Origin of the sequence: Brevundimonas faecalis, from assembly GCF_040549405.1 — a bacterium.
Taxonomy (GTDB): Bacteria; Pseudomonadota; Alphaproteobacteria; order Caulobacterales; family Caulobacteraceae; genus Brevundimonas; species Brevundimonas faecalis.
In genome coordinates this window covers 132,740-158,314 of record NZ_JBEPTF010000004.1, presented here as the reverse complement: position 1 = coordinate 158,314, position 25,575 = coordinate 132,740, and the positions used below count along the sequence as shown (strand labels likewise).

The 25,575-nt window shown below is 69.0% G+C and carries 19 protein-coding genes; 9 read left to right on the top strand and 10 right to left on the bottom strand.

Annotated elements, in window-relative coordinates:
- Positions 1-177: 177 nt before the first annotated feature.
- Both ABIE19_RS14070 and ABIE19_RS14065 read right to left on the bottom strand, forming a co-directional pair.
- Positions 178-510, bottom strand: a complete 333-nt coding sequence (locus ABIE19_RS14070) for a chorismate mutase (RefSeq protein WP_354089842.1) — start codon at positions 508-510, stop codon at positions 178-180.
- A gap of 4 nt (positions 511-514) precedes the next feature.
- The gene (locus ABIE19_RS14065; protein WP_354089841.1) at positions 515-1,330 is read right to left on the bottom strand and encodes a ferredoxin--NADP reductase; all 816 of its coding nucleotides are present in this window, start codon (positions 1,328-1,330) and stop codon (positions 515-517) included.
- Positions 1,331-1,470: 140 nt separating this feature from the next.
- Between ABIE19_RS14065 and ABIE19_RS14060 the strand changes: the two genes are divergently transcribed.
- The gene (locus ABIE19_RS14060) at positions 1,471-3,714 is read left to right on the top strand and encodes a S9 family peptidase (protein ID WP_354089840.1); all 2,244 of its coding nucleotides are present in this window, start codon (positions 1,471-1,473) and stop codon (positions 3,712-3,714) included.
- Positions 3,715-3,915: 201 nt separating this feature from the next.
- On the opposite strand, the gene ABIE19_RS14055 is transcribed toward ABIE19_RS14060, so the two are convergent.
- Both ABIE19_RS14055 and ABIE19_RS14050 read right to left on the bottom strand, forming a co-directional pair.
- Positions 3,916-5,367 carry an amidohydrolase gene (locus ABIE19_RS14055; RefSeq protein WP_354089839.1) on the bottom strand — a complete coding sequence of 484 codons (1,452 nt, stop codon included), beginning with the start codon at positions 5,365-5,367 and terminating at the stop codon, positions 3,916-3,918.
- Positions 5,368-5,452: 85 nt separating this feature from the next.
- On the bottom strand, positions 5,453-8,488 hold the full coding sequence (locus tag ABIE19_RS14050; protein ID WP_354089838.1) for a TonB-dependent receptor plug domain-containing protein: 3,036 nt from the start codon (positions 8,486-8,488) through the stop codon (positions 5,453-5,455).
- A 362-nt stretch (positions 8,489-8,850) separates the two neighbouring features.
- Between ABIE19_RS14050 and ggt the strand changes: the two genes are divergently transcribed.
- The 4 genes from ggt to murC all read left to right on the top strand — a co-directional run bounded on the left by ggt (position 8,851) and on the right by murC (position 15,597).
- Positions 8,851-10,602, top strand: coding sequence for a gamma-glutamyltransferase (ggt, locus tag ABIE19_RS14045; RefSeq protein ID WP_354089837.1), 1,752 nt, complete (start codon positions 8,851-8,853; stop codon positions 10,600-10,602).
- 41 nt (positions 10,603-10,643) lie between these two features.
- Complete coding sequence (locus tag ABIE19_RS14040) at positions 10,644-13,133, top strand: zinc-dependent metalloprotease (RefSeq protein WP_354089836.1); 2,490 nt, start codon at positions 10,644-10,646, stop codon at positions 13,131-13,133.
- Positions 13,134-13,396: 263 nt separating this feature from the next.
- Positions 13,397-14,029 (top strand): type B chloramphenicol O-acetyltransferase, encoded by a 633-nt coding sequence (catB, locus tag ABIE19_RS14035; RefSeq protein ID WP_354089835.1) that lies wholly within the window; start codon positions 13,397-13,399, stop codon positions 14,027-14,029.
- Between the two features lie 122 nt (positions 14,030-14,151).
- Complete coding sequence (gene murC / locus ABIE19_RS14030; protein ID WP_354089834.1) at positions 14,152-15,597, top strand: UDP-N-acetylmuramate--L-alanine ligase; 1,446 nt, start codon at positions 14,152-14,154, stop codon at positions 15,595-15,597.
- Positions 15,598-15,600: 3 nt separating this feature from the next.
- On the opposite strand, the gene ABIE19_RS14025 is transcribed toward murC, so the two are convergent.
- On the bottom strand, positions 15,601-16,332 hold the full coding sequence (locus ABIE19_RS14025) for a hypothetical protein (RefSeq protein WP_354089833.1): 732 nt from the start codon (positions 16,330-16,332) through the stop codon (positions 15,601-15,603).
- 41 nt (positions 16,333-16,373) lie between these two features.
- On the opposite strand from ABIE19_RS14025, the gene murB reads away from it, so the two are divergent.
- A complete protein-coding gene (gene murB, locus ABIE19_RS14020) occupies positions 16,374-17,285 on the top strand; it encodes a UDP-N-acetylmuramate dehydrogenase (protein ID WP_354089832.1) in 912 nt (303 codons plus the stop codon).
- Positions 17,286-17,478: 193 nt separating this feature from the next.
- Here the strand turns inward: murB and ABIE19_RS14015 are convergent, their stop codons facing one another.
- The 4 genes from ABIE19_RS14015 to ABIE19_RS14000 form a co-directional block, all read right to left on the bottom strand.
- The gene (locus tag ABIE19_RS14015; protein WP_354089831.1) at positions 17,479-18,672 is read right to left on the bottom strand and encodes a phosphoglycerate kinase; all 1,194 of its coding nucleotides are present in this window, start codon (positions 18,670-18,672) and stop codon (positions 17,479-17,481) included.
- On the bottom strand, positions 18,669-18,974 hold the full coding sequence (locus ABIE19_RS14010) for a hypothetical protein (RefSeq protein ID WP_354089830.1): 306 nt from the start codon (positions 18,972-18,974) through the stop codon (positions 18,669-18,671). The genes ABIE19_RS14015 and ABIE19_RS14010 overlap by 4 nt, the downstream gene beginning before the upstream one ends.
- Positions 18,974-19,981, bottom strand: coding sequence for a type I glyceraldehyde-3-phosphate dehydrogenase (gap, locus tag ABIE19_RS14005; protein WP_354089829.1), 1,008 nt, complete (start codon positions 19,979-19,981; stop codon positions 18,974-18,976). Before gap ends, ABIE19_RS14010 begins: the two co-directional genes overlap by 1 nt.
- Before the next feature lie 171 nt (positions 19,982-20,152).
- Complete coding sequence (locus tag ABIE19_RS14000) at positions 20,153-20,392, bottom strand: hypothetical protein (RefSeq protein WP_354089828.1); 240 nt, start codon at positions 20,390-20,392, stop codon at positions 20,153-20,155.
- Positions 20,393-20,488: 96 nt separating this feature from the next.
- Between ABIE19_RS14000 and ABIE19_RS13995 the strand changes: the two genes are divergently transcribed.
- The 3 genes from ABIE19_RS13995 (at position 20,489) to ABIE19_RS13985 (ending at position 23,909) form a co-directional block, all read left to right on the top strand.
- Positions 20,489-21,478, top strand: a complete 990-nt coding sequence (locus ABIE19_RS13995) for a WYL domain-containing protein (protein WP_354089827.1) — start codon at positions 20,489-20,491, stop codon at positions 21,476-21,478.
- Between the two features lie 73 nt (positions 21,479-21,551).
- Positions 21,552-22,991, top strand: a complete 1,440-nt coding sequence (locus ABIE19_RS13990; RefSeq protein WP_354089826.1) for a hypothetical protein — start codon at positions 21,552-21,554, stop codon at positions 22,989-22,991.
- 84 nt (positions 22,992-23,075) lie between these two features.
- Positions 23,076-23,909 carry a universal stress protein gene (locus ABIE19_RS13985; RefSeq protein WP_354089825.1) on the top strand — a complete coding sequence of 278 codons (834 nt, stop codon included), beginning with the start codon at positions 23,076-23,078 and terminating at the stop codon, positions 23,907-23,909.
- Positions 23,910-24,049: 140 nt separating this feature from the next.
- On the opposite strand, the gene ABIE19_RS13980 is transcribed toward ABIE19_RS13985, so the two are convergent.
- Positions 24,050-25,480: a helix-turn-helix domain-containing protein gene (locus ABIE19_RS13980; protein WP_354089824.1), complete on the bottom strand. Its 1,431-nt coding sequence runs from the start codon at positions 25,478-25,480 to the stop codon at positions 24,050-24,052.
- Positions 25,481-25,575: the final 95 nt, after the last annotated feature.

Genomic DNA, 25,575 nt, shown 5'->3' with positions numbered 1-25,575 from the left:
CGACGCTTGAATCCAGCGTCGCCCAGCCGACCGCAGTCATCAACTGGACGCTCGGGCCCTCACACCCCTCATCCGTCAGGCTCCGCCTGCCACCTTCTCCCACAAGGGGAGAAGGGGTTATTGCGCTACACCTTCGGCTGCTTGAGCGCATTCTCCCACAAGGTGGGAAGGGTCTTGTCAGCCCCGCGTTTGGTCCCAGGACGCGAACTCGTGGGCGATGCAGCGGTCGATCAGCAGGCGCCAGACCGGCTCGGCGATGTCGGGCGACAGGCCGGCGGGCTCGGCCGCCTTCAGCACCTTGGCCACCACGTCGTCGATGCGCGCCTGATCGAAGACGGCGTCGCGGTTCGGCTTGATGCGGGCGGCGGCGTCCATGTAGCGCTGACGCTCGGCCAGCAGGGTCACCAGGGCGCGGTCCAGAGCGTCCACGCCCTGACGCACGTCGAGCATGGTGGCGCAGTCTTCCGGCGCCTTGCGGTCGTCGATCGTCACGCTGCGGGGCGCGGTCATCAGGTCAGCCGACAAAGGCGCGCTCCAGGACATAGTCGCCCGGTTCGGCGTTGGAGCCTTCCTTCATGCCGTAGGATTCCAGCAGCTCGCCCGTCTCCTTGATCATGGCCATGGAGCCGCACAGCATGACGCGGTCGCTGTTGGGCGAGAAGCCGATGGGCAGTTGCAGGTCGGCGAAGACGTCGCCCGACTTGATGCGGTCGGTGATGCGGCCCGGCGTTTCGAACCGTTCGCGCGTGACGGTCGGGTAATAGGTCAACTGCGCCCTGGCTTCGTCGCCGATCAGCGGGTCGTCGTGAATCTCATGGCTGAAGAAGTCGCGATAGGCCAGGTCGTCCACATTGCGCACCGTGTGGCAGACGATGACCTGCTTGAAGCGCGAATAGGTCTCCGGATCGCGCGCCACCGACAGCCAGGGCGCCAGGCCCGTGCCTGTGCCGATCAGCCACAGGCGCTCGCCGCCGGTCAGGGCGTCCAGCACCAGGGTCCCGGTCGGCTTCTTGCCCATCAGCACGCTGTCGCCCGCGACGATCTTCTGCAGGCGCGAGGTCAGGGGGCCGTCCTCGACCTTGATGGAGAAGAACTCCAGCTCCTCGGCCCAGAAGGGGCTGGCGATGGAATAGGCGCGCAGGACGGGCTTGCCGCCGTCTTCGCCCGGCAGGCCGATCATGACGAACTCGCCCGAGCGGAAGCGGAAATCCTCGGGGCGCTTCACGCCGAAGCTGAACAGCTGGTTGTTCCAGTGGCGGACCCACAGGACTTCCAACTCATGGAACGGACTGGCCTTGACGGGCGGCGCGGAGAGGGAGGCGTCGGACATGGCGTTCTACCTAGGCCGTCGCGGCCGGTTGCGAAAGTCTCGCGAGGGTCGCAGCGGGACAAGAATGCGGATGACGGCGAAAGATTCCGCCTCTAGCTTCCCCGGCCATGCGCACATTTCTTCTCGCTTCGACGATCCTGATGGCTGCGACCTCGGCCTTCGCCCAATCCACCCCCCAGCCCGCCGCCCCGCCCGCCGCCACGGCCCCGGCCTCCTCGATCCTGACGGTCGAGCGGGTCTTCGCCAATCCGTCCCTGGCGGGGCCGGTGGCCAAGGGGGTCAGCCTGTCGCCCGACGGCGAACTGGTCGCCTTCCTGCGTTCGCGGGACGACGACGTGGACGTCCTGGACCTGTGGGCCGCGCCGGTGAAGGGCGGAGAGCCGTTCAAGCTGATCGACGCCCGCGCCTTGGTTCCCGACGCCGGCGAACTGTCCGAGGCCGAGAAGGCCCGGCGCGAGCGGATGCGCATCAGCCAGCGCGGCGTGGTCGAATATTCCTGGGACGAGCAGGGTCGCTACATCCTGGCGCCGCTGGAAGGCGACGTCTTTCTGGCCAACCGCGCCGACGGCGCCGTGCGCCGCCTGACCGAGACGGCGGCGGACGAGATCGACGCCAAGGTCTCGCCCAAGGGATCCTTCGTCAGCTTCGTGCGCGATCAGAACCTCTTCCTCGTCAACCTCGAGACCGGGGCCGAACAGGCCGTCACCACCGAAGGCAAGGACCTGATCACCTGGGCGACGGCCGAGTTCATCGCCCAGGAAGAACTGGACCGCGACACCGGCTACTGGTGGAGCCCCGACGAACGCTACATCGCCCTGCAGCGTACGGACGAAAGCACGGTCGACGTCATTCCGCGTCTGGACATCACCGGCGGCGGCGCCTCGGTCATCTCGCAGCGCTATCCGCGCGCGGGCCGTCCCAACGCCGTGGTCGAGCTCTACATCCAGGACGTGCAGGCGGGCCGTCGGGTCAAGGTCGACCTGGGCGCCGACAACGACATCTATCTGGGCCGGGTGAACTGGGCGGCGGACGGTTCGGTCGCCTATGTCCAGCGCCTGTCGCGCGACCAGAAACGTCTGGATCTGCTCAGCGTCGACCCGACCACGGGCGCCGGCCGCGTGATCGCCAGCCAGACCTCGAACGCCTGGGTCAACGTCACCCATGACTTCAAGGCCCTGAAGGACGGGAACTTCATCTGGTCCAGCGAGGAGAGCGGGTGGCGTCACCTCTATCTCTACAACAGGGACGGCCGTCAGCTTCGGGCGATCACGCGCGGCGACTATCCGGTCAAGTCCCTGGCGGGCGTCAACCAGGACACGGGCGAGGTCTTCTTCACCGCCTCCATGCGCGACGGCAAGGAATACCCGATCGAGCAGCAGCTGTTCCGCGCCGGCTACAGGCGGACGGCGGCGCCGGCCGAGGTCACGCCGCGCGGCGGCTGGTGGAGCGCGTCGGTCAACAACACCGGCACGGCCTATGTCGGCAACTATACCGACGTGAACACCCCGGCCCAGTCAGCCCTCTACGGCATGGACGGCAGGCGCGTCCGCTGGATCGAGGAGAACCGGCTTCAGCCCGGCCACCCCTTCTGGCCCTATGCCGAACGCCAGCAGAAGCCGACCTTCGGCACGCTGCAGAGCCACGGCGAGACCCTGGTCTGGCAGATGACGACGCCGCCGGGCTTCGATCCGTCCAAGCGCTATCCGGTGGTCATGCAGGTCTACGGCGGCCCCTCGGGCGGCGGGGTCAAGAACGGCTGGCAGCCGGCGACCAACCAACTGCTGACCGAGGCCGGCTACATTGTCTTCCGTCTGGACAACCGGGGTGAGGGCGACCGTTCGGCCGCCTTCAAGCAGGCCCTCTACCTGAAGATGGGGCAGCCCGAGATCGAGGATCAGGTGATCGGCGCCGACTATCTGCGCTCTCTGCCCTACGTCGACGCCGACCGCATCGCCATGATGGGCTGGTCCTACGGCGGCTTCATGAGCCTGATGGCTCTGACCGAGCCCAAGATGGGCCTGGCCTCGGCCCTGGCCGGCGCCCCGCCCACGGAATGGAGCCTCTACGACACGGCCTACACCGAACGCTACATGTCGACGCCCCAGGGCAATGTGGCCGGTTACGCCGCCTCGGACGTGCTGGGCCGTCTCGATCGCCTGACCGGCCGTCTGTTGCTGCTGCACGGCATGGCCGACGACAACGTCATCTTCGAAAACACCACGCGGGTGCTGAACGCCCTGCAGGAAAAGAGCATCCCCTTCGAGACCATGCTCTATCCCGGACAGCGTCACGGCGTTCGCGGCAACGACCGCCAACTCCACCTGTGGCGCACCTACCTCGACTTCCTGGACCGCACCATCGGCACGCGGGCGCCCACAAACTGACGCCCATAAACTCCTCCCTCGCTTGGCGGGGGAGGGGGGCCACCGAAGGTGGTGGAGGGGGCGAACTTCAGGTGCGTCGATTTCCTGTGTGGGGCGGGGCGGCGTGAAACGATGAAGGCTGGGCTCTCGCAGCCGCTCCCTCCACCCCGCTGCGCGCGGTCCCCCTCCCCCGTGAACGGGGGAGGAGTCAGAAGCGTCTAATCAATCCCGATAGTTCAGCGCCGGGGTGCGGTCGCCCAGCAGGGCGCGGTACTGGAAGTCGGGGCCGCGGCGGCGTTCGAACTCGGTCTTGGCGGCCTGGACGGTGTCCGGGCTCTGGAACAGCTCGGCGGTGGTCAGGGCCAGGGTCTTGGCCGCCAGGTGCGCGCCCTTCAGGCCGATGGTCGTGCCCGCCGCCACCACGTTCTGCCAGGAATGGCCGGCCGAGCCGGGGACGAAGGTCGCCGTCGACAGGCCCACCGTCGGCGTGACCCAGGACACGTCCGACACGTCGGTCGAGCCGCCGAAGTCGCCGCCGATCACGGCGTCCTCGATCTGGCCGACGGAGGCCAGGTCGGGCTTGGTGGTCAGGGTCTTCTGGATCTCGGTCGCCAGGGCGATCTCCTCCGGCGTCCACGTAATGCCGCCGACGCTGCGCAGGTTGCGGTCCATGACCCGCATCAGGACCTCGTTCGGCAGCATGGAATAGACGCCGCCAATGGCCTCGAACTCGACCCGGGTGCCGGTGCCCAGGGCCGCGCCGTCGGCCGCCTTCTTCACCCGGTCCAGCACGTCGCGGACGATCTCAGGGTCGTTGTGGCGGACGTAGTAATAGGCCTCGGCATAGGCCGGGACGACGTTGGGCGCGCGGCCGCCGTCGGTGATGGCGTAGTGGATGCGGGTGCGGTCGGGAATGTGCTCCCGCATCATGTTGACCATGTAGTTCAGCGACTCGACGCCATCGAGCGCCGAGCGGCCCTTGTCCGGGGCGGCGGCGGCGTGGGCGGCCGTGCCGTAGAAGCGGAACTTGCCCGAGACATTGGCCATGGTGTCGCCCTGGCGGGCGCTGTTGACGTTGCCGGGGTGCCAGTGGACCGAGACGTCCACGTCGTCGAACAGGCCGTCGCGGACCATGTAGACCTTGCCTGATCCGCCTTCCTCGGCTGGCGTCCCGTAGACGCGCAGTTCGCCCTTGATGTTGTTGGCGGCCATCCATTCCTTGACCGCTATGGCCGCGTGGACTGAGGCCGCGCCGAACAGGTTGTGTCCGCATCCGTGGCCCGCGTGGCCGCCGGCCGATTCCTGCACCGGGTTCAGGGTCTGGGACAGGCCGGGCAGGGCGTCGTATTCGGCCAGGATCGCGATGACCGGGCCGTCGCCGGTCTTGAAGCTGGCCAGGAAGGCGGTCGGCTCGCCCGCGATCCCCGGCGTGACAGTGAAGCCCGCCTCGCGAAGCTGGCCCTGCAGCAGGGCGGTGCTCTGCGTCTCCTGATAGCCCAGCTCCGCGAACTTCCAGATGTCCAGCGCGGCCTGGTCCAGGGCGGGCTGGTTGCGGTCGACCGCGCCGGTGATCTGGGCCTGGGCTCGGGGCGACAGCTCGGCGGCGGCGACCGGCGCGGCCAGTCCCGCCAGGGCGGCGGCCAGGGCCAGGGCGCGCATCGAAACAGGTTTCATCGGGAACTCCAGTGCAGGCGGACTCTGAAAACAGGAAAGGGCGGGAGACAGCCTCGCCTCCCGCCCGAAAGACCTCAAGACCCGATCAGAAGGTCTTGCGGATGCTGACGTGCCAGTAGCGGCCGTAGGGCTGGTAGACGGTGCCCACATAGCCCGCGCCCGCCAGGGGCGGCTGCTCGTCGGTGACGTTGCGCAGGCCCACCCGGACGGCGGTGTCGGCCAGCAGGCCGTCGTCGAACTGATATTCGGCGTAGATGTTGGCGGTCAGGGTGGAATCCACCGTCCAGTAGTCCCCGGCCGAGTTGACCAGGCCGCTGTCGTACAGGGACGAGATGTACTGGGTGAAGGCGCCCAGGGTCAGGTTCTGATAGCGCCAGCTGCCCGACAGCGACCATTTCCACTCCGGTCGGCCCAGGTCGCCGATCATGTCGCCCATCCGCCCGCCGAAGGTGATGGAGGGGGCGATGGCGCCGGACTCCTTGGCGTCCGACAGGGCCTTCATGCCCGGTGACATCTCCAGATAGTATTTCAGCAGGTGGGAGACGTTCAGGTTCAGGCTGAAGTCGCCGGCCTTGGTGCCGCGCAGGCTCCACATCAGGCCCAGGTCCAGGCCCTCGACCGTCTGGGGCTGCTGGTTGGTGTAGGCGTCGGTGATGTAGAGGACCTCGCCCGCCGCAGCCAGGCCGGTGCCGGCGAAGATCGCCTGGTCGGCCGCCGTCGGATCGGCGCGCACGACGTTCGGGTTGGAGCCGCCGCTCTTGCGCAGCAGATAGTCCAGGATCAGGGCGTTCTGGCCCCGGAACAGGCCGACCATCCCCGTCTGCTCCACCTGCCACCAGTCGGCGGTGAAGGTGAAGTTCCCCAACTGCTCGGGCAGGAAGCGGGGCTGGATCACCACGCCGACCGAGGTGGTTTCTGACTCCTCGGGCTGCAGGTCCGGATTGCCCGAGCGCCGCTCGGCCGTCAGCTTGCGGACGTGGTTGGTGTTGATGTTGGCGAACTCGCTGACCGCGTTCGTGGGGCTGTAGGAGGCGCCGCACTGGTTCATGTTGGTCATGCCGGTGGCGGCGGCCCCGCGTTTGATCAGGGCCTCGCAGTAGATGTAGTCGTTCGAGCTGTTCGACCGGGTGATCACCGTGGCGTTGATCTGCTCCAGGTTCGGCGCCCGGAAGCCCTGGGCCCAGGAGGCGCGGATGCGGAAGCCGTCGACCAGGTCCCAGGCCGCCGCGACCTTGGGCTTGGCCACGTCGCCGAAGTCGGAATAGTTCTCGAACCGACCCGCGATCTGGACTTCCAGGTTGTGGACCAGGGGAATGTTCATCTCGGGCGAGACCAGCGGAGCCGCGAACTCCAGATAGGCCGACAGGACGTCGCGCTCGCCGTAGGTGTCGGGGTTCTCGGAGGAGTTGATCAGGTCGCTGTAAATCGCGCCCGACTTGTCCGTGTAGCGGATGGTTCCGTCGATGCGGCTGTCGCGGTCGTCCAACTGGCTCTCGGTGCGGGCCTCGACCCCCGCCGCCACCCCGACCGGGCCGCCGGGCAGGGTGAACAGATCGGGGCGCGAGACCTTGAAGTCCCACAGGCCCAACTCGGTCTTGGTCTTGCGGACCATGTCGACGCGGATGGCGTTCAGGGCCGCCTCATTGGAGGGCGTCGAGTCGCCGTAGCGCGGATGGGTCGGGTCGCCGCCGTTGAAGAAGTTGTAGGCGTCGGGCGTCGACTTGGCCGCCCATTCGGCCAGGCGCGTCGTGGAGATGTTGTCCGACACGTCCTTGGCCGAGGCTTCTGACCACAGCAGGGCCGATTCCCAGTTCCAGCCGCGCCACTCGCCGCGCAGCCCGCCCAGGATGCGGTACTGCTCATTGGTCACGTCGACGTTGATCGGCCCCATGTCGTTGAAGCGGTAGCCGGTCAGCAGGATGTCCCGCTTGAACGGGTTGTAGAAGTTGGCGCCGGGGATGGTCATGACCACCGACGACAGGGTGTTGATCGGCGCCTGGCGCGCATGGGACTTGGCGTAGTAGCCGCCCAGTTCGCCAAAGGCCTCGACCGCGTCATTGATCTTGTAGCGGCCGGTCAGGAACAGGTTGAAGCGGTCGATCTCCGGAATGACGGTCAGGTCTTCCAGGGCGGTGTCGCCGCGCAGGCTGGGATCGACGGTCGTCGTCTTCTTCAGGCACAGCCCGCTGCCGAGCGAGGCCGCGCAGCCGGCCAGGCTGTCGGGCTGGATGGTGAAGGTGGTGAACTGCTGGCCGCCATAGGTTCCGGTGGCGCGGTTCGCCAGGGTGAATTGGCCCCAGGGCGTCAGGGTGGAGACCCCGTTCAGCGAAGCGTTGTTCTCGAAGCCCGTCCCGGCGAACAGGGGCCGCTTGTCGTCCGAGGCCGTATAGGCCTGCTCCAGCGTCGTCAGTTCGTCGCGGTGGTCGTAGTTGAAGAAGAGGGAGAGGTTGCCGCGCCCCTCCGCGACATCCGTGCCGCCGTAGAGGGAGAAGTTGAACTCCCGCATGCCCGTGCCCTCGGCGCCGCCGTACTGGCTCGACACCGTCCAGTCGTTCATGTCGTCGCGCAGGACGGTGTTGACCACCCCGGCCACGGCGTCGGCGCCGTAGATGGCGGCGGCGCCGTCGCGCAGCACCTCCAGGCGCTTCAGGCCCGACACCGGAATGGCGTTGGTGTTGTAGGTCAGGACCGGCACCAGGTGCTCGTTGGCCTGGCTGGTCGGGTGGCCGACCACGCGGCGGCCGTTCAGCAGGACCAGGGTGTTGCCGATGCCCAGGCTGCGCAGGTTGACCGAGCCCGTGTCGCCGCGGGCCGAGTTGGAACTGGCCGGCAGGTAGGAGGAATTGAAGGTGACGTCGCCCATCTGCGGGATGGTGCGCAGCAGTTCGTCGCCGGACGTGGCGGCCGCCGCCAGGATCTGCTCCTCGCCCACCACGGTGACGGGCAGGGCGGCCGTCACCTTGGCGCCGCGGATCTGGGTGCCGACGACGACGATGTCCTCGACCTGGGTGGCCTGGGCGTCGGTCGCTTCCTGGGCCGCGGCGGCTCCGGCGGCGCCGAACAGGGCGGTGGTGGCCAGCATGGCCGTCCTCAGGCTTCGACGGGCGAAGGCGGTGCGCATGATATTCATCCCCTTGGTGGTCATCGAACTCGGTATCCCCCCGATGCTCGCCCCGGCGACGGCCGGTTCTTGAATGCGGTGCGAGGCCGGTCCGCGAGCGGCGCGTCTGACGCGAAGCAACCCGCACGCGGAACATCTTCCTCTTTTTGGACTAGAAACCGACACATTCCCCGGCGTCAACCGCTTAGGGTTAAATATTGCTGTTATTCAATATAATGAGCAAACTAATCACTCAATTCCGCCCTTGAGTTCGTCGTTTTAGCAATGCTATCGCTCAATTCAGATGTTCTGGCTTGTAGGCTGAGCTGTTTCGGGCTCTCCGCTTCGGATTTCGAGCGAGGCCGATTGTGACGGGGGTGTTCATGCGTTTTGGTCTGAAGACGACGGCGGTCGCGGCGGCGGCCCTGCTGGCGGCGCCTCTGGTCGCCCTGCCGGTTCTGGCCCAGGAGGCGCCGGCCCAGATCCGGCCCTCGACCGGCAGCGGCGGCGACATCGTCAACTACGGCCAGATTCACAGTCCGGTCGTCGGACGCGGCGGCATGGTGGTCAGCCAGAGCGATCCGGCCACCCGCGTCGGGGTCGAAATCCTGCGGCGGGGCGGCAACGCCGTGGACTCCGCCGTCGCCGTCGCCTTCGCCGAGGCCGTGACCCTGCCGCGCGCGGGCAATATCGGCGGCAGCGGCTACATGGTCGTGCACATGGCCGCCACGGCCGATCGTCCGACCCAGGACATCGCGGTCAACTATTACGGTACAGCGCCGGCGGCCACGACGCCCGAGCTGCTGTTGGGCGCGGACGGCAAGTTCGACCGCAGCAAGCCGTCCGGCTTCATCAACGTCTCCGTCCCCGGCACAGTCATGGGCATGTGGGAGGCGCACTCGCGCTTCGGCTCCCTGCCCTGGGCCGAACTGATCGCCCCGGCGATCCGCCTGGCGGAGGAGGGCTATGTCCTGTCGGACGGAGAGGCGGACGCCACGGCGGGCCGCGCGCGGGTCCTGGCGACCGACCCCGGCGCGCGTGAGGCCTATCTGAAGGCGGACGGCACGGCCTACCGGGCCGGCGAGGTCTTCCGTCAGCCCCTGCTGGCCGAGAGCCTGCGCAAGGTGGCGCGCGGCGGGGCGGACGAGTTCTACAAGGGCGAACTGGCGCGCCAGATCGTGGCCGGAATTCAGGCGCGGGGCGGGATCATCACCCTGGCGGACATGGCCGCCTATCGCGCCGACGTCACCGCCCCGATCTGGAGCAGCTATCGCGGGAACCGTATCGCCTACATGCCGCCGACGGCCTCGGGCGTCAGCGTGGCCGAGGCGCTGAACCTGCTGGAGCATTTCGACCTGAAGGCCATGGGCTGGGGCAGCGTCGACGGCCTGCACCTGATCTCGGAGGCGATGAAGATCACCTCGTCCGACCGTCGCCTGATCGGCGGCGCGCCGCAGTGGGATACGCCCGCCCGGGGCCTGGCCAGCAAGGAGTTCGCCGCCGAGCGGGTCAGGCTGATCGCCATGGACCGCTCGCTGAAGGCGGCCGACATCCCCGAGGGCAACCCCTATCCCTATGAAAGCCAGGACACGACCCATTTCTCGGTCGCGGACGCTCACGGGAACGCGGTGTCCAACACCTACACCCTGTCCAACTCCTATGGCGCCCATGTCGCCCCGGTCGGGACCGGCATCCTGCTGAACAACCACCTGGACAACTTCTCCTGGGGCACGCGGGACGAGCCCAACTCGCCCGCGCCGGGCAAGCGGCTGGGATCGACCATCACCCCCATGATCGTCTTCAAGGACGACAAGCCCTGGCTGGTCACGGGCACCCCGGGCGGCGGCTACATCATCGCCACCATGGTCCAACTCGTCTCCAACGTCGTCGACCACAACCTGAACGTGGCCGAGGCGGCCATGCGTCCGCGCCTGAACCAGGGCGGCGGCGACAGCCCGCTGGAGCTGGAGGGCGGCTTCTCTCCTGACGTGGAGCGACTGCTGCGCGAACGCGGCCATACGGTGCGTCCGTCGATGACTATGGGCAGCACCCAGTCCATCATGGTCGAGGGAGATCGATTCCTGGGCGCGGCCGACACCCGTCGGCCCGACGCCCTGGCGCTCGGGGTCCGGTGATCCGGGCCTCGGCGGTCCAAGGTTTCTAGGGGGAGTTCAGGATGATGTTGCGCAAGATTCTGCTGGCGAGCGCCGCCGGCCTGGTTCTGGCCGCGGGGGCGGCTCCGGTCCTGGCTCAGACCTCTTCTTCGGCCGCGTCTTCGACCGCGACTGCAGCGCCCGCGCCGGGCGAATGGAGGAACGGCCTGTTCGGCGTGCGGGTCGACCGGCAGAAGGGCAAGGCGACGGTGCGCCTACCCGCACCGGGCGCGGACGGGGTCCTGGGCCGCTACCTGTATCAGCCGGGCCTGTCCGCCGGGGTGGGCATGGATGGCATGGGTCTGGACCGCTCGGGCCTGGGCCAGACCCAGGTCGTCGCCTTCCGCAAGGTCGGCAACCGCGTCTTCGCCGAGTTCGAGAACCACCGCTTCCGCGCCCAGAACGCCGACGCCGATCAGGTGAACGCGGTCGCCGCCTCCTTCTCGCCCTCGGTCGTCTGGTCGGGCGAGGCGATCGAGACGGGGGCCGACGGTTCCGTGACGGTCGACATCTCCGGCTTCCTGGAGCGCGACGCGATCAACGCCGTGGGCCGCCTGAAGCGGGCGCGGCTGGGCGCCTTCAAGGCGGCGCCGACCCTGGGCTATCTCGACGCGGACCAGACCCTGGTCTTCCCCGACAACGTCGAGTTCCAGACCGTCCAGACCTACACCAGCGACGAACCGGGGCCGGAGCTGTCGCGCGTGACGCCGGAATCCCGCTCCGTCACCCTGGCCGTGCGCCACTCCTTCATCCGCCTGCCGGACGATGGGTTCCGCCCGGTCCTGCATGATCCGCGTTCGGGTACCTCGGCCCAGGTGACGGTGACCGACTTCGCCGCCGACCTGGATCAGCCGGTGGTCAGCCGCCTGGCCCGCCGCTTCAGGCTGGAGAAGACGGACCCCGCCGCCGCCCGCTCGCCGGTCAGGAAGCCGATCGTCTTCTATGTCGATCGCGCCGCGCCCCCGGCCATTCGCCAGGCCCTGATCGAGGGCGGGAACTGGTGGGCCCAGGCCTTCGACCGCGCCGGCTACATCGACGCCTTCCGGGTGGAGGTCCTGCCCGAAGGGGCGCACCCGATGGACGCCCGCTACAACATCATCTCCTGGGTCCACCGTGAGACGCGCGGCTGGTCCACCGGGACCAGTGTCAACGATCCCCGCACCGGCGAGATCGTGCGCGGGGTGGTTCAGCTCGGCTCGCTGCGCGACCGCCAGGACAAGATGATCTTCGAGGGCCTGGTCGGCGCCGCCCGCAGCGGCACGGGGGCCGAGGACGATCCGGACCGACTGGCCTATCACCGCCTGCGCCACCTTTCGGCGCACGAGATCGGCCACGCCCTGGGCATCTCCCACAACTTCGCCGCCTCGACCTTCGAGGGCCGGGCCTCGGTCATGGACTATCCGGCGCCCTGGGTGATCGCAGACGGCGACCGGCTGGACTTCAGCCAGGCCTATACGACCGGGGTCGGGGCCTGGGACCGCTATGTGATCGACTGGCTGTACGGCGACGCGCCGGGCCAGGACCCCGCCGCGCGCCGCGCCGCCCTGGCGGCCGAGGTCCAAGGCAAGGGCTATCGCTTCGTCAACGACGACGACACCCGGCCCCTGGGCAGTCTGCAGCCCTATGGCGCCATGTGGGACAACGGGACCGATCCGACGGCCGAGTTCGCCAACACCCTGGCGGTGCGCCGCATCGCCCTGTCGCGCTTCGGCCTGGCCAATCTGCCGGCCGGCGCCCCGGCCTCGGACCTGCGCCGGGTGATCGTCCCCATCTATCTCTACCACCGCTACCAGACCACGGCGGTCGGCCGGCAGGTGGCCGGGGTGGACTACGGTTACGCCGTCAGCGGCGACGGCCATGAGCGGGCCGAGGTCGTCCCCGCCGACAAGCAGCGCGCGGCGCTGGAGGCCCTGATGCAGGCCCTGTCCCCGGTCGAGCTGGACCTGCGCGACGACCTGATCGACCTTCTGTCCTCGGGCCAGTCCGGCAACGCCGACCGCCAGACCGAGATCGAGCTGTTCGAGGGCCGCACCGACGCGGTCTTCGATCCGTCGTCGGCCGCAGCGGCGGCGTCCGAGGTGGTGTTCGAGACCCTTCTGGCGCCCGCGCGCCTGAACCGTCTGGTCGAACAGCAGCGCCGCGATCCAGGCCAGCTGGGCCTGGCCGAGGTGCTGGACCGGGTGGCGACGGCCGTGGGCTCGACCGGAAGCCTCAGCCCGCGCCAGGCCGAGCTGCGCCGCGTCGTCCGCGCCCGCTACGCCGCCTATCTGGCCGCCCTGATCCAGGGCAAGGACCTGTCGTCCACGGCCCAGGGGGTGGTGCGCGACAGCGCCCGTCGCTTCGGCGAGCAGTTGAAGCGCTGCCGCGGCGACCGTCTGGAAACGGCCCAGTGCGCCTATCTGGCCGAGGTCCTGACCGGTTCGCCCGAGGCCCTGAAGGCGCTCAGCGAAACCCTGCCGGTCGCCCAGCCCGTCCCGCCCGGCGCCCCCATCGGCGGCGGCGACTGGAGCTGATCCCGGTTCGCGCAATCCAAGGGGCGCGGGTCATCCCGACCTGCGCTCCGCGATTGCGCCGGGTCGGGGCAGGGGCCATAGTTCGAGCCATGCAGATGGCGGTTCACTTCCAGCGATAGCGTCCGTGCGGGCTTGACGCCCCCGAGCGGCGCGCCTCCCGCAACCGGTCTTCGCCGGTCGCCTGGGGCTGCGCGTTTTCCTGAACCAGACCATTCCGCGGCCTCCCGGCGACGACCGGGCGCGGCCGCCTGCAAGAGATCTTCATGACCCAGGTTTTCGAAAGCCCCTTCAAGGGCCGACTGTTGTCTGAACAGACGACCAATCCCAACATCCTCGTCGGGCGCTACAGCTATTACTCCGGCTATTATCACGGCCACGGTTTCGACGACTGCGCCCGTTTCCTGATGACGGAGCCGGGCGTGGACCGGCTGATCGTCGGCGGCTTCTGCTCCATCGGCAGCGGCGCGGCCTTCATCATGGCCGGCAACCAGGGGCACCGGTACGACTGGGTCAGCTCCTTTCCCTTCTTCTACATGCCGGAGGTTCCGCATTTCGCGGGGGCGGTCGACGCCTTCCGACCGGCCGGCGACACGGTGATCGGCAACGACGTCTGGATCGGCAGCGAGGCGATCATCATGCCGGGCGTGACCGTGGGCGACGGCGCCGTGATCGGCACGCGGGCCCTGGTGACGCGCGACGTGGAGCCCTACGCCATCGTCGGCGGCAACCCGGCCAGGCTCATCCGCAAGCGTTTCGACGAGGCGCGGATCGCCATGCTGCTGGAGATGAAGTGGTGGGACTGGAGCGACGCCTGGCTGGCCGAGGCCATGCCCATGCTGACCGGCGGCGACATCCCGGCCCTGCACGCCTTCTGGCGGGCGCGGGTCGAGGCCTGACGGGCCGGGGCTGAAGACCCAAGGGCGGGGTCGGACGGCGTCGCCGCTCGGTCCCGCCTTTTCCTGACCCGACGCGGGCGGGGGGAGGTGCAATCGCGCGCGGCAATCGGTATGAGGCGAAGATGATCCGTCGTCTTCGCCCCGTTCCGTTCGCCCTCGGGCCTGTCCACTTCGTCGGCATCGGCGGCATCGGCATGAGCGGCATCGCCGAGATCATGCTGAAGATCGGCTATCAGGTGCAGGGCTCGGACGCCAAGGCCAGCGCCAACACCGAACGGCTCGAGAAGCTGGGCGCCCGAATCTACATCGGCCACGACGCTGCCCATGTGACCGAGGGCGTCTCGGCCGTGGTCTATTCGACGGCGGTCAAGTCGGACAATCCGGAACTGTCGGTGGCGCGCGAGCGCCGCATCCCCCTGGTCCGCCGGGCCGAGATGCTGGCCGAACTGATGCGGCTGCAGTTCTCGGTCGGCGTCGGCGGCACCCACGGCAAGACCACCACGACCTCGATGGTCGCGGCCCTGCTGGACGCCGGCTCGCTGGATCCCACGGTGGTCAACGGCGGCATCATCAACGCCTACGGCACCAACGCCAAGGTCGGCGACGGCGACTGGATCGTGGTGGAGGCGGACGAGAGCGACGGCTCCTTCCTGCGCCTGAAGTGCACGGTCGCGGTCATCACCAACATCGACCCGGAACACCTCGACCACTACGGCGACTTCGACGCGGTCAAGAAGGCCTTCTGCGACTTCATCGAGGACATTCCCTTCTACGGCTTCGGCGTGGTCTGCCTGGACCATCCCGAGGTGCAGAAGCTGGCGGCGCGGATCGACAACCGCCGCCTCGTCACCTACGGCCTGAACCCCCAGGCCATGGTCCGCGCCGACAATGTGCAGATGTCGCCCGACGGCTCGCGCTTCGACGTGGTGATCCAGGGCCAGGGCCTGTCCGCGCTTGAGGAGCCGACCCGGATCGAGGGCCTCTATCTGCCCATGGCCGGCTGGCACAACGTGTCCAACTCCCTGGCCGCCATCGCCGTGGCGCGCGAGCTGGGCGTGGACGACGACTCCATCCGTCAGGGCCTGGCCGGCTTCGGCGGGGTCAAGCGCCGCTTCACCACCACGGGCGTGGTCGACGGCGTCCGCGTCATCGACGACTACGGCCACCACCCGGTCGAGATCGCCGCCGTCCTCAAGGCCGCTCGTCAGGTGGTCCAGTCGGCCGACAACCCCGGCCGCGTCATCGCCGTGGTCCAGCCGCACCGCTACACCCGCCTGCGCGACCTGATGCAGGAGTTCTCGACCTGCTTCTCCGACGCCGACAGCGTCCTGGTCGCGGACGTCTATCCGGCGGGCGAACAGCCGCTCGAGGGCGTCGACAAGCACGCCCTGGTCGAGGGCGTCCGCCGCTACGGCCACCGCAATGTCGCGGCCCTGGAAAACGCCGCGGTCCTGCCGCGCGTCATCAAGGACGAGGCCCGGCCGGGCGATCTGGTCGTCCTGCTGGGCGCCGGGGACATCACCTCCTGGGCCTATGCCCTGCCGGCGCAGCTCGAAGCCCTGGGCTAATCCTTAGCCCAGGTAGCGGGCGATCATCGCGCCGAACATGAAGCAGAGCAGGCTGGTCATGGCGAAGGCCGTGACGAAGGCCCCCAGCCATTCGACGCGGCCCTGAAGGCGCAGGGTCTCGGTCGGGTCCAGCAGGCCTGACCGGATCTTCTTCATGTCGCCTTCCAGCGCCAGCATGACGACGGCCATGCCGCCCAGCAGCGGCAGCCAGGCCGTCAGCAGGGTCGCCAGCGATCCCGCCGAGGCCCGGCCGGAACTGAAGCGGGCGATGAAGCCCTGAAGGACCGCCTGATGGCCCAGCGGCAGATAGACGAAGAGCAGAAGGCCGATCGCCGCCAGATAGAGCAGGGCGTAGACGGTCCGCTGTCCCAGGCTGATCGGCACGGCGGGCGGCGGCTCCGTCGGCTCTGAAAAGGCGTCCGGCATGGCGGCGCCGCTCAGAAAATGGCCAGCCTGCCGCTTCTTCTCGATGTGCCAGAACCAGCGATAGGTCCCGGCGTGGCACAGAGGCAGGAAGAAAAGCGCCATCAGCACGGCCAGGACGCCGTTGAAGGCCTCCTCGAACGTCAGGCTGCGGCCCATGCCCTCCGCCGCGAACAACAGGCCGATGCACAGGGCGCCGATCCCGATCACGCCGGGCGGAACGATCACCAGGATCAGCAGGATGGAGCGAAAGGGCTCCGCCAGATCGGGCAGGAACCGCTTCCCCTTGCGTGTCGGCGTGGTTCGGGGCATCGCAGCCTTATCGCACATCCATCGTGCGCCGCGAGACCCGAATGACGACCTGGACCCAGACCCTTCCCGCCGTGCGGGGCAAGCTGCTGCTGAACGAGCCCCTGGCTCCCTACACCTGGTTCCGCGTCGGCGGGGCGGCGGACGCCCTCTTCATTCCGGCGGACGCTGACGACCTGGCCGACTTCCTCAAGGCCGTTCCCGACAGCGTGCCGGTCACGGTGATCGGCGTCGGCTCCAACCTGATCGTGCGCGACGGCGGCGTCGAGGGGGTGGTGATCCGTCTGGCGGGCCGCGCCTGGGGCCAGGTGACGACCGACGGCGTCACGGTCACGGCGGGCGCGGGCGCGCTCGATAGCATGGTGGCGCGGGCCTCGGCCAAGGCGGGCATCGCCGGGCTGGAGTTCTACGCCGGCATTCCCGGCTCCATCGGCGGCGCCCTGACCATGAACGCGGGCTGCTACGGCTCGGAGACCAAGGACGTCCTGGTCTCGGCCTGGGGCCTGAACCGCAGGGGCGAACGGGTCGAGCTGGCCCTGGCCGACTTCGGCTATACCTACCGCCACTCCAACGCCCCGGCGGACGTCATCTGGATCGAGGCGACCTATCGCGGGACGCCCGATGCGCCCGAGGCCGTCGCCGCCCGCATCAACGAGATCACCGAGCGTCGCGAGAAGACCCAGCCGATCCGTGAGAAGACCGGCGGCTCGACCTTCAAGAACCCTGAGGGCCATTCCTCGTGGAAGCTGGTGGACGAGGCGGGCTGGCGCGGCAGGCTGCACGCCGAAACCGGCGGCGGCGCCAAGTTCAGCGAGCTGCACTCCAACTTCATGATCAACCCGGGCGAGGCCACCGCCGCCGACATCGAAGGCCTGGGCGAAACCGTCCGCGCCGACGTCCTGGCCAAGACCGGCGTCCAACTGGACTGGGAAATCAAGCGCATCGGCCGGAAGTAAAGCCATCTCCTCCCCTGCGAAGCGGGGGAGGGGGACCACCGAAGGTGGTGGAGGGGGCGAGGATCGGGCTGTGTGTTCCGGGTAGCGGCAGGCGACGGCGAGATAGCTTCAGCGTCGCGGCTGTGGTCGCCCCCACCACCACGCTTACGCGCGGTCCGCCTCCCCCGCAGGCGGGGGAGGAGCTTAGGGAGCCTTAGGCCCGCAGGGCCTCGACGCCGGGCAGGACCTTGCCCTCCATCCATTCCAGGAAGGCGCCGCCGGCGGTGGAGACGAAGCTCATGTCCTCGGCCGTGCCCGCGTGGTTCAGGGCCGCGACCGTGTCGCCGCCGCCGGCCACGGCGACCAGCTTGCCGGCCTTGGCCAGTTCTGCGGCGTGCCTGGCGGCCTCGACCGTGGCCTTGTCGAAGGGCGGAACCTCGAACACGCCCAGGGGGCCGTTCCAGATCAGGGTCTTGGACAGGTCCATGGCGCGGTTCAGACGGGCGACCGTCTCCGGCCCGGCGTCCAGGATCAGGTCGTCGGCGGCGATGCGGTCCAGGGCGCGCACGCCCGACTCGATCCCCGGCTTGACGCCCTTGGCCACAACGACGTCGACCGGCAGCAGCAGTTCGCAGCCCTGACGGCGGGCTTCCTCGATGATCTCGCGGGCGGTGTCGGCCAGGTCCTTCTCGCACAGCGATCCGCCGACATCGACGCCCTGGGCGAACAGGAAGGTGTTGGCCATGCCGCCGCCGATGGCCAGGTAGTCCAGCTTGGCCACCAGGTTCTTCAGCAGGTCCAGCTTGGTCGAGACCTTGGCCCCGCCGACGATGCCGATGACCGGCTTCTGCGGGGCGCCCAGGGCGGCGTCGAGGGCCTGAAGCTCGCGCTTCATGGCTTCACCGGCGTAGGCGGGCTTGAGGCGAGCCAGGCCCTCGGTCGAGGCGTGGGCGCGGTGCGCGGCCGAGAAGGCGTCGTTGACATAGAGGTCGCCCAGTTCCGCCAACTGGGCGGCGAAGGCCGGGTCGTTCTTTTCCTCGCCCTTGTGGAAGCGGACGTTCTCCAGCAGCAGCACGCCGCCGGCGTCCAGGTCGGCGATCGCCGCCTTGGCCTCGTCGCCCACGCAATCGTCGGCGAAGCGCACCGGGCCGTGCAGCAGCAGCTCCAGCGGCTCGACCACCGGCTTCAGGCTCATCGAGGCCACGCGCTCGCCCTTGGGCCGGTCGAAGTGGGCCAGCAGCACCACCTTGGCGCCGGCTTCACGCAGGCGATGAATGGTCGGCAGGGCGGCCTTCAGACGGGTGTCGTCCGTGACCTTGCCGTTCTCCATCGGCACGTTGAAGTCCACGCGGACCAGGGCGGCCTTGCCGGAAAGATCGGAAACGTCGTCGAGGGTGCGGAAGGTCATGATTGCGTCCGAGCATAGAGAATGGCTGACGTCTGAGGATCGATGGCGCGGACCACATCGGAGGTCCAAACGAACTCGATCTCTTCTCCGTTTACGTCAGGGGAAACGTTGAGGGTCGTGTGTTCCCACTCGTCCCCCATGTCGCGGCCATAGGCGCTATTGAACGCTCTAAGGGTGCGTCCATCGGTCAGCACCAGCAGCGTTAGCTGCCCGCCGCGGGCTTTGAGCAAATTGACCAGCTCAAAGCCGCGACCTGGGACAAGATCGCCCGGTCCCTGATCCTGGTACCGGGCGGTCTTCATCAGAGGAACTTCGCCATCACCAGGGCGGTGTCGGCCATGCGGGTCGCGAAGCCCCACTCGTTGTCGTACCAGCTCAGGACGCGGGCCAGCTTGCCGTCGATGACCTGGGTCTGCGGCAGGGCGGCGGTCGAGGAGGCGGCGATGTGGTTCAGGTCCGACGAGACCAGGGCGTCGGTCGTCGTGAACAGGACGCCGTTCATCGGGCCGTCGGCTGCGGCCTGCAGGGCGGCGTTGATTTCCTCGACGGTCACGTCGCGGGCGGCGACGACCTTCAGGTCGACGACCGAGACGTTCGGGGTCGGGACGCGGATCGACGAGCCGTCCAGCTTGCCCTTCAGTTCCGGCAGGACCAGGCCCAGGGCCTTGGCGGCGCCGGTCGAGGTCGGGATCATGGACAGGGCGGCGGCGCGGCCGCGGTACAGGTCCTTGTGCATCGTATCCAGCGTCGGCTGGTCGCCGGTGTAGGCGTGGATGGTGGTCATGTAGCCGCGCTCGATGCCGAACAGGTCGTTCAGCACCTTGGCCACCGGGGCCAGGGCGTTGGTGGTGCACGAGCCGTTCGACACCACGATGTCGTCGGCGGTCAGGGTCTCATGGTTGACCTTGAAGACGATGGTCTTGTCGGCGTTGTCGGCGGGGGCCGAGACCAGGACGCGCTTGGCTCCGGCCTTCAGGTGGGCCGAGGCCTTGTCCTTGGAGGTGAAGATGCCGGTGCATTCGAAGGCGATGTCGACCTTCAGCTCGGCGTGCGGCAGGTTGGCCGGGTCGCGCTCGGCCGTGACCTTGATCTTGCCGGTGCCGACGTCGATCCAGTCCTCGCCCGAGGTGATCGTGCCGGGGAAGCGGCCGTGCACCGAGTCATAGCGCAGCAGGTGGGCGTTGGTCTCGACCGGACCCAGGTCGTTGATCGCCACGACCTCGATGTCCTTGCGGCCGTGCTCGATGATCGAGCGAAGGACAAGGCGGCCGATGCGGCCGAAGCCGTTGATGGCGACGCGAACGGTCATGGGGAGGTCTCCTGAGCAGGGCGGATGGTTTTCGGCGGCCTTAGTGGGACGGAGCGCGCGCGGTTGCAAGCCCGTCGCCGTAACAAGGTGTGATAGCAGGTTACGCAAGCCCGCGCCCCGCCTCGCCGAAACCTCGCTGAGGAGGCGTCTCTCCTGTCAGGTCGCCAGGGATCAGGCCGCCAGGCGCCAGTTCGATCGGGCCGGGGCCGCCGGCGCGTGGAACTCGTCCCACAGGGCGTCTTCATCCGTATAGCGGCCGGCCGAGGCGCAGATGACGTCGACGACCTGTTCCTCCTGACGGTCCCAGATGACGGCCAGGTCGCTTTCGGCCTCGCAGGGCACGATCATGTAGCGGTCGGCCATGGCCTTGCGGGCGGTCTTCTGGACGGTGGCGGTGCGGGTGAAGGCCATGTCGGTCGTCTCCTGAAGCGATTGCCTCTTGCTGATGTTCGGAGCATGAGACAGCATTGCGTCAAATTCGGACGTAGGCCTGTGGAGGAAATCGACGTGCGGCACGACAAGGCGGCGATGATCATCGATCTGGCGCGGGGCATGGCCGCCAGCGCCGAAGGCCTGTCGCTGGCTGACATGCAGACGCAGCTGGGCGCCGGACGCCGCACCACGGAGCGGATGCGCGACGCGGTCCTGATGCTGTTTCCCCAGGTCGAGGAGATCAGCGATCCCCCGTCCAAGCGCTGGCGCATCCGCGGCGGCCTCTCGGCCTTCGAGCAGGCGCCGACGGCGACCGAGATGCTGGAACTGACCAAGGCGGCGGCCGGTCACCGCGCGGCGGGCGAGGCGGCCCGGGCCGCGGCCCTGGAAGGTCTGGAGCGCAAGGTGAAGGCGGCCATCCGCTCGACCACCCTGAACCGGATGGCGCCGGATCTGGAGGCCCTGGTCCGGGCCGAGACCATCGCCGTCCAGGCCGGGCCGCGCCCGACGGCGGACGAGACGGTCCTGGCCGAGATTCGCGGAGCCGTCCTGGCCGAGCGGCCGCTGAGCTTCATCTACGCCCGGCCGGGGGCGGAGGCGCGGACCCGCAGCGTGGCCCCGTGCGGCCTGATGTTCGGCCGCGCCAACTATCTGGTGGCGGCGGACCGGGAGAGCGGGCGCATCCAGACCTTCCGCCTGGACCGTATGAGCGCGGTCGAGGCGGGCGAAGGGACGGCCCGTCCGCCGGCGGACTTCGACCTGGGCGCCTTCGCCGGCCAGTCCTTCGGCATCTATCAGGACGAGATCGAGGATGTGGTCCTTCGCATCGCGCCCGAGGGCGCGGACGAGGCGCGCGGCTGGCGCTGGCACCCGACCCAGACCCTGACGGAGGAGGCGGACGGATCGGTGACGGTCCGGTTCCGCGCCTCGGGCATGCGGGAACTGGCCTGGCACCTCTTCACCTGGGGCGAGCAGGCGACCATCCTGGGGCCGCAAAGGCTGAAGACGGCCATGGTCGAGGCCCTGGCGGCCGCGGGCCGCGCCCTCGAACGGGCGCAAATCTGAGGAAACCGTAAGGTGACGGCCGGCGTTCGGCCTTTCTAAGCTGCGCCGTAGCTATTGTCCGGAGACGTCCCGCTTGCGCCTGAAAGCCCTGACCCTTCCCCTACTGGCCGGCGCCGCCCTGCTGTCGGCCTGTTCGACGACGGCCGCGCCCAGGAGCGCCTGGAACTTCGCCTATGCCCCGGCGGTGACGGTGACGCGAGAGGGCGAGACCCTGACGGTGGACTATGAGTTCAGCCGCGTCGCGCCGGTCTGGGCCTTCATGGATTCGGCCCTGATCGCCGACGTGCGGGAGCCGTGGCGGCCGCGTCAGTGGACGGTCGAGACGCCCGGCGTGGTCATGGAGCGGCGCGGTCATTACGACATCATCCGCAGCCTGGACGGCGGTCCGGTCCCCAGCCGCGTGCGCTTCACCGTGCGGCCCAAGGCGGAGGAACTGGAGGCGGAGTACAAGACCCTGGTCTTCTCGGATGGGGCGGTCGCCCTGCCGACCCGCCAGATGGACGTCTTCGCCCTGGCCTCGCCCGAGGCGGCCGAGACGACGTCCAGCGACCTGAACGGGGTGAGCGTCGACGGGGGGCCGTCGCGCGTGACCTGGCGGGACCGGGACGGCGCGGTGCTGTTCAACGGCGAACGCCATGCCGAACTGACCACCACGGGCGAACGCTCCTATGTCCTGCTGGGCGAGGCGCGGCTGACGCCGGGCGAGGGCCTGACCACGGTCATGGACCCCAACCTGCCGCCCTGGATCGGAGAGAAGATCCGCGACTTCGCCCCGCGCGTGGGCCAGTTCTACGCCCACCGCCTGGGACAGCCCGGCGCGGGCGGGGACAAGCCCGTGGTCATGGTGTCGTGGAACGGCCCGACCGAGCGGATGAGCAGCATGGGCGGCAGCGTCCTGCCCGGCCTGATCGTCATGTCGTTCGAGGGCGTGGGCGTGACCCGGCCGAGCGCGGAGATGGAGCAGGTCTCGCGCTGGTTCATCGGCCACGAGAGCGCCCATTTCTGGCTGGGCCAGACGGTGCGTTATGAGTTCGCGCGCGACTCCTGGATCACCGAAGGCGGGGCCGACCTCATGGCCGTGCAGGCGTTGAAGACGCTGGACCCCGCCTATGACGCCCAGAAGGCCCTGCAGGAAGAAGTCGACGACTGCGCCAAGCTGAGCCAGGGGCGCGGCGTGGCCGGCGCCGGCGACCGGGGCGAGCACCGGGCCTACTACGCCTGCGGCGCCGTCTTCGCCATGACGGCGGCGGCCGCCCAGCATGGGCGCGACGGCGGCGACTGGTTCGACTTCCTGCGTCCTCTGCTGGACGCCAATCGGAAGGACGGGGTGCTGACGCGTCCCGAATGGCTGGCGGCCCTGACCCGGGTCTCGGGCGATCCGAGCCTGGCGGCCGACATCGAGCGGATGTTGGATCAGGGCGTCGCCGACCCGACGGCGGAGATCGCCTCCCTGTTCCGCCGGGCGGGCGTGCCGCATGTCGTCGAGAACGACCGGGTGATCTTGACCTCCTGATCGTCGATCAAGGCTATTTGATCCGGATCAAGGGCGGAATCCGCTCGTCGGGCGTTTCATGTCTGCGCGCCAGAGGAGGCCGTCATGACCTGGTCCAGCCTGATCGTCTATGTCGACGACGAAGCCGACAACACCCATCGCATCCAGCAGGCCTGTCGCCTGGCCCAAATGGAGGGCGCCCATCTGATCGGGGTGTCGGCTTGTGCGCCCGAGACGCCCCTGGCCGACGCCTACGGCGCGGGCATCCTGCTGGGCGAGGTGCTGACCCTGCAGCACGAACGCGCCGAAACCGCGCTGCGCAAGGCCGAGGACCGCTTTCGCGACATCGCGACCGGGGCGGGCCTGTCCTGCGAATGGCGGGCGGAGGTCGGCGACCCCACGGCCCTGCTGACCCGTCACGCCCGCGCCGCCGACGTGCTGATCGTCGGGCGGGACGCGGCGGCCGAGAGCGGGTGGCGCGCGCCCCATCCCGCCGACCTGGTCATGCGGGCTGGGCGGCCCGTCCTGGTCATGCCGCCCGTCCCGGCGCGGCCTCTGGACGGCGCTCCGGTCCTGCTGGCCTGGACCGACGGCCGTGAAAGCCGCCTGGCCGCCCAGCTGGCCCTGCCCCTGATGCGGCGGGCCGAGGCGGTGCGGGTGCTGGAGCTGTGCGACCCCATGGACGTCGAGGGCGCCCGGGCCCGCGTCGCCGACGTCGTCGCCTGGCTGAAGCGCCACGACGTCAGGGCCGAAGGCGAGGCGCGCGCCCACGACGACCGCTCCACCGGCCGCCGCCTGATCGACTGCGCCGAGGAGATGCAGGCCGGCGTCGTGGTCAGCGGCGCCTGGGGCCATGCCCGGATGCGCCAGTGGATCTTCGGCGGCGTGACCCAGACCCTGCTGAACGACTGCCCCGTGGCCCTCCTGCTGGCCCACTGACGCAGAACAATCCTCCCCTGCGCAGCGGGGGAGGGGGACCGCCGAAGGTGGTGGAGGGGGCGAGACCTAGAGGCGACGGTTGCTCTTCCGACTCGGGAAATCGACGAGAGACGGCTGCGTTACGGTCGTAGCCGCCTTAGCTAGGCGAACGGATAGGGGCTGACCGATTTCGACCAGTCGTCCACCGTCAGGGCGCGGCCCACGGGCGGAGCGGCGCGTTCGGCGCAGGGGTGGCGTTCACACAGTCGGCAGGCCGGGCCGATCGGCGTGACCTCCGGCTTCTGCAGGTCCAGGCCGCGCGCATAGATCAGGCGGTGGGCGTGCTTCAACTCGCAACCCAGGCCGACGGCCAGGTCCTGGCCCTCGGTGAAGGCGTCCTGGCCCTGGCGGTCCACGGTGCGGGCCAGGGTGAACCAGCGCCCGCCGTCAGGCGTCTCGATGATCTGGGTGACGATGCGGCCGGGGGTTCTGAACGCCGAGTGCAGCCGCCAGCGCGGGCAGGCCCCGCCGAAGCGCGAGAAGGGAAAGGCGCCGGACGCATAGCGCTTCGACACGTTCCCTGCCTGATCCACCCGCATCAGGAAGAAGGGCACGCCGCGCGCCGTGGGGCGGGACAGGGTGGTCAGCCGGTGCGCCGCCTGTTCGAAGCCGACGCCGAACCGCGCCTGGAGCCGGGCCAGATCATAGCCCGTCTCCTCCGCCGTGCGCTGGAAGGCGGCGTAGGGCATGAGGACGGCGGCCGCCAGGCTGTTGGTCAGGGAGGTCTTCAGCAGGTTGCGCGTCGGCGCATCGGGGGCGTTCGCCGTCTCGGCCATGGTCTGAAGCGCCTGGCCGTGCTCCATCAGCGCCAGCTGGCTGACCACGGCGAAGGCGCGCGAGGAGGGGCCCAGGGCGTCGGACAGCAGCAGCCGCCCCCGGTGGGGATCGAAGCGGCGGGTCCATTCCACCATGACCTCGGCCGGCAGGGTGCGGACCGTGAGGCCGTGCCGGGCGAACAGCCGCCCTCTAGCCAGGGCCTCCAGGCTCTCGTCCGGGGCGGGCGCTTCGGCCCGCAGGGCGTCGTGCAGGGCCTCGCCCAGGGCGTCGAGGTCGGGGAAGTGGTTCTGGCGCGCCTGGACGTATTCCCGCACCCATTCGGAGGGGCTGTCGGTCGGGGCTGCGCCGCCGCCGGCTTCGCTCTCGGCCCGGTCGCGCACCCGGCGATCCGAAAAGGCGCGATACAGCCTCAGAACGGCGTCGGCCGCGGCGGGCTGATCCTCCGCCAGTTGCATGATCTCGTGGCGGGGCACGGCCAGGCCCTGGAACAGGGGATCGGCGAAGACCTCGGACAGTTCGGCTTCGGACGCCGGGCCGCCGGACTGACCCAGGTTCCTCAGGTCCACGTCATAGGTTTCGGCCAGGCGCAGCAGCAGTTGGGCGGAGACGGGGCGCTGATTGCGCTCGATATGGTTCAGATAGGAGGGGGAGACCCCCAGGTCCGCCGCCATGGCCGTCTGCGACAGGTCGAGATCGCGCCGCAGCCGCTTGAGGCGGCCGCCCAGGAACAGCTTGCGATCGGCGGCGGCGTTCATGGCGCGATCATGTCACGATATGACTAATCTGCAAGGGTCATGATGTGACTGTTTGACTTGAAATGAAGCGGTCATGGTGTGTCAATCATGACGTC

Coding starts and splice junctions, on each gene's coding strand:
- ABIE19_RS14070 (WP_354089842.1), bottom strand. CDS start 510: ATGACCGCGCCCCGCAGCGTGACGATCGACGACCGCAAGGCGCCGGAA.
- ABIE19_RS14065 (WP_354089841.1), bottom strand. CDS start 1,330: ATGTCCGACGCCTCCCTCTCCGCGCCGCCCGTCAAGGCCAGTCCGTTC.
- ABIE19_RS14060 (WP_354089840.1), top strand. CDS start 1,471: ATGGCTGCGACCTCGGCCTTCGCCCAATCCACCCCCCAGCCCGCCGCC.
- ABIE19_RS14055 (WP_354089839.1), bottom strand. CDS start 5,367: ATGAAACCTGTTTCGATGCGCGCCCTGGCCCTGGCCGCCGCCCTGGCG.
- ABIE19_RS14050 (WP_354089838.1), bottom strand. CDS start 8,488: ATGCGCACCGCCTTCGCCCGTCGAAGCCTGAGGACGGCCATGCTGGCC.
- ggt (WP_354089837.1), top strand. CDS start 8,851: ATGCGTTTTGGTCTGAAGACGACGGCGGTCGCGGCGGCGGCCCTGCTG.
- ABIE19_RS14040 (WP_354089836.1), top strand. CDS start 10,644: ATGATGTTGCGCAAGATTCTGCTGGCGAGCGCCGCCGGCCTGGTTCTG.
- catB (WP_354089835.1), top strand. CDS start 13,397: ATGACCCAGGTTTTCGAAAGCCCCTTCAAGGGCCGACTGTTGTCTGAA.
- murC (WP_354089834.1), top strand. CDS start 14,152: ATGATCCGTCGTCTTCGCCCCGTTCCGTTCGCCCTCGGGCCTGTCCAC.
- ABIE19_RS14025 (WP_354089833.1), bottom strand. CDS start 16,332: ATGCCCCGAACCACGCCGACACGCAAGGGGAAGCGGTTCCTGCCCGAT.
- murB (WP_354089832.1), top strand. CDS start 16,374: ATGACGACCTGGACCCAGACCCTTCCCGCCGTGCGGGGCAAGCTGCTG.
- ABIE19_RS14015 (WP_354089831.1), bottom strand. CDS start 18,672: ATGACCTTCCGCACCCTCGACGACGTTTCCGATCTTTCCGGCAAGGCC.
- ABIE19_RS14010 (WP_354089830.1), bottom strand. CDS start 18,974: ATGAAGACCGCCCGGTACCAGGATCAGGGACCGGGCGATCTTGTCCCA.
- gap (WP_354089829.1), bottom strand. CDS start 19,981: ATGACCGTTCGCGTCGCCATCAACGGCTTCGGCCGCATCGGCCGCCTT.
- ABIE19_RS14000 (WP_354089828.1), bottom strand. CDS start 20,392: ATGGCCTTCACCCGCACCGCCACCGTCCAGAAGACCGCCCGCAAGGCC.
- ABIE19_RS13985 (WP_354089825.1), top strand. CDS start 23,076: ATGACCTGGTCCAGCCTGATCGTCTATGTCGACGACGAAGCCGACAAC.
- ABIE19_RS13980 (WP_354089824.1), bottom strand. CDS start 25,480: ATGAACGCCGCCGCCGATCGCAAGCTGTTCCTGGGCGGCCGCCTCAAG.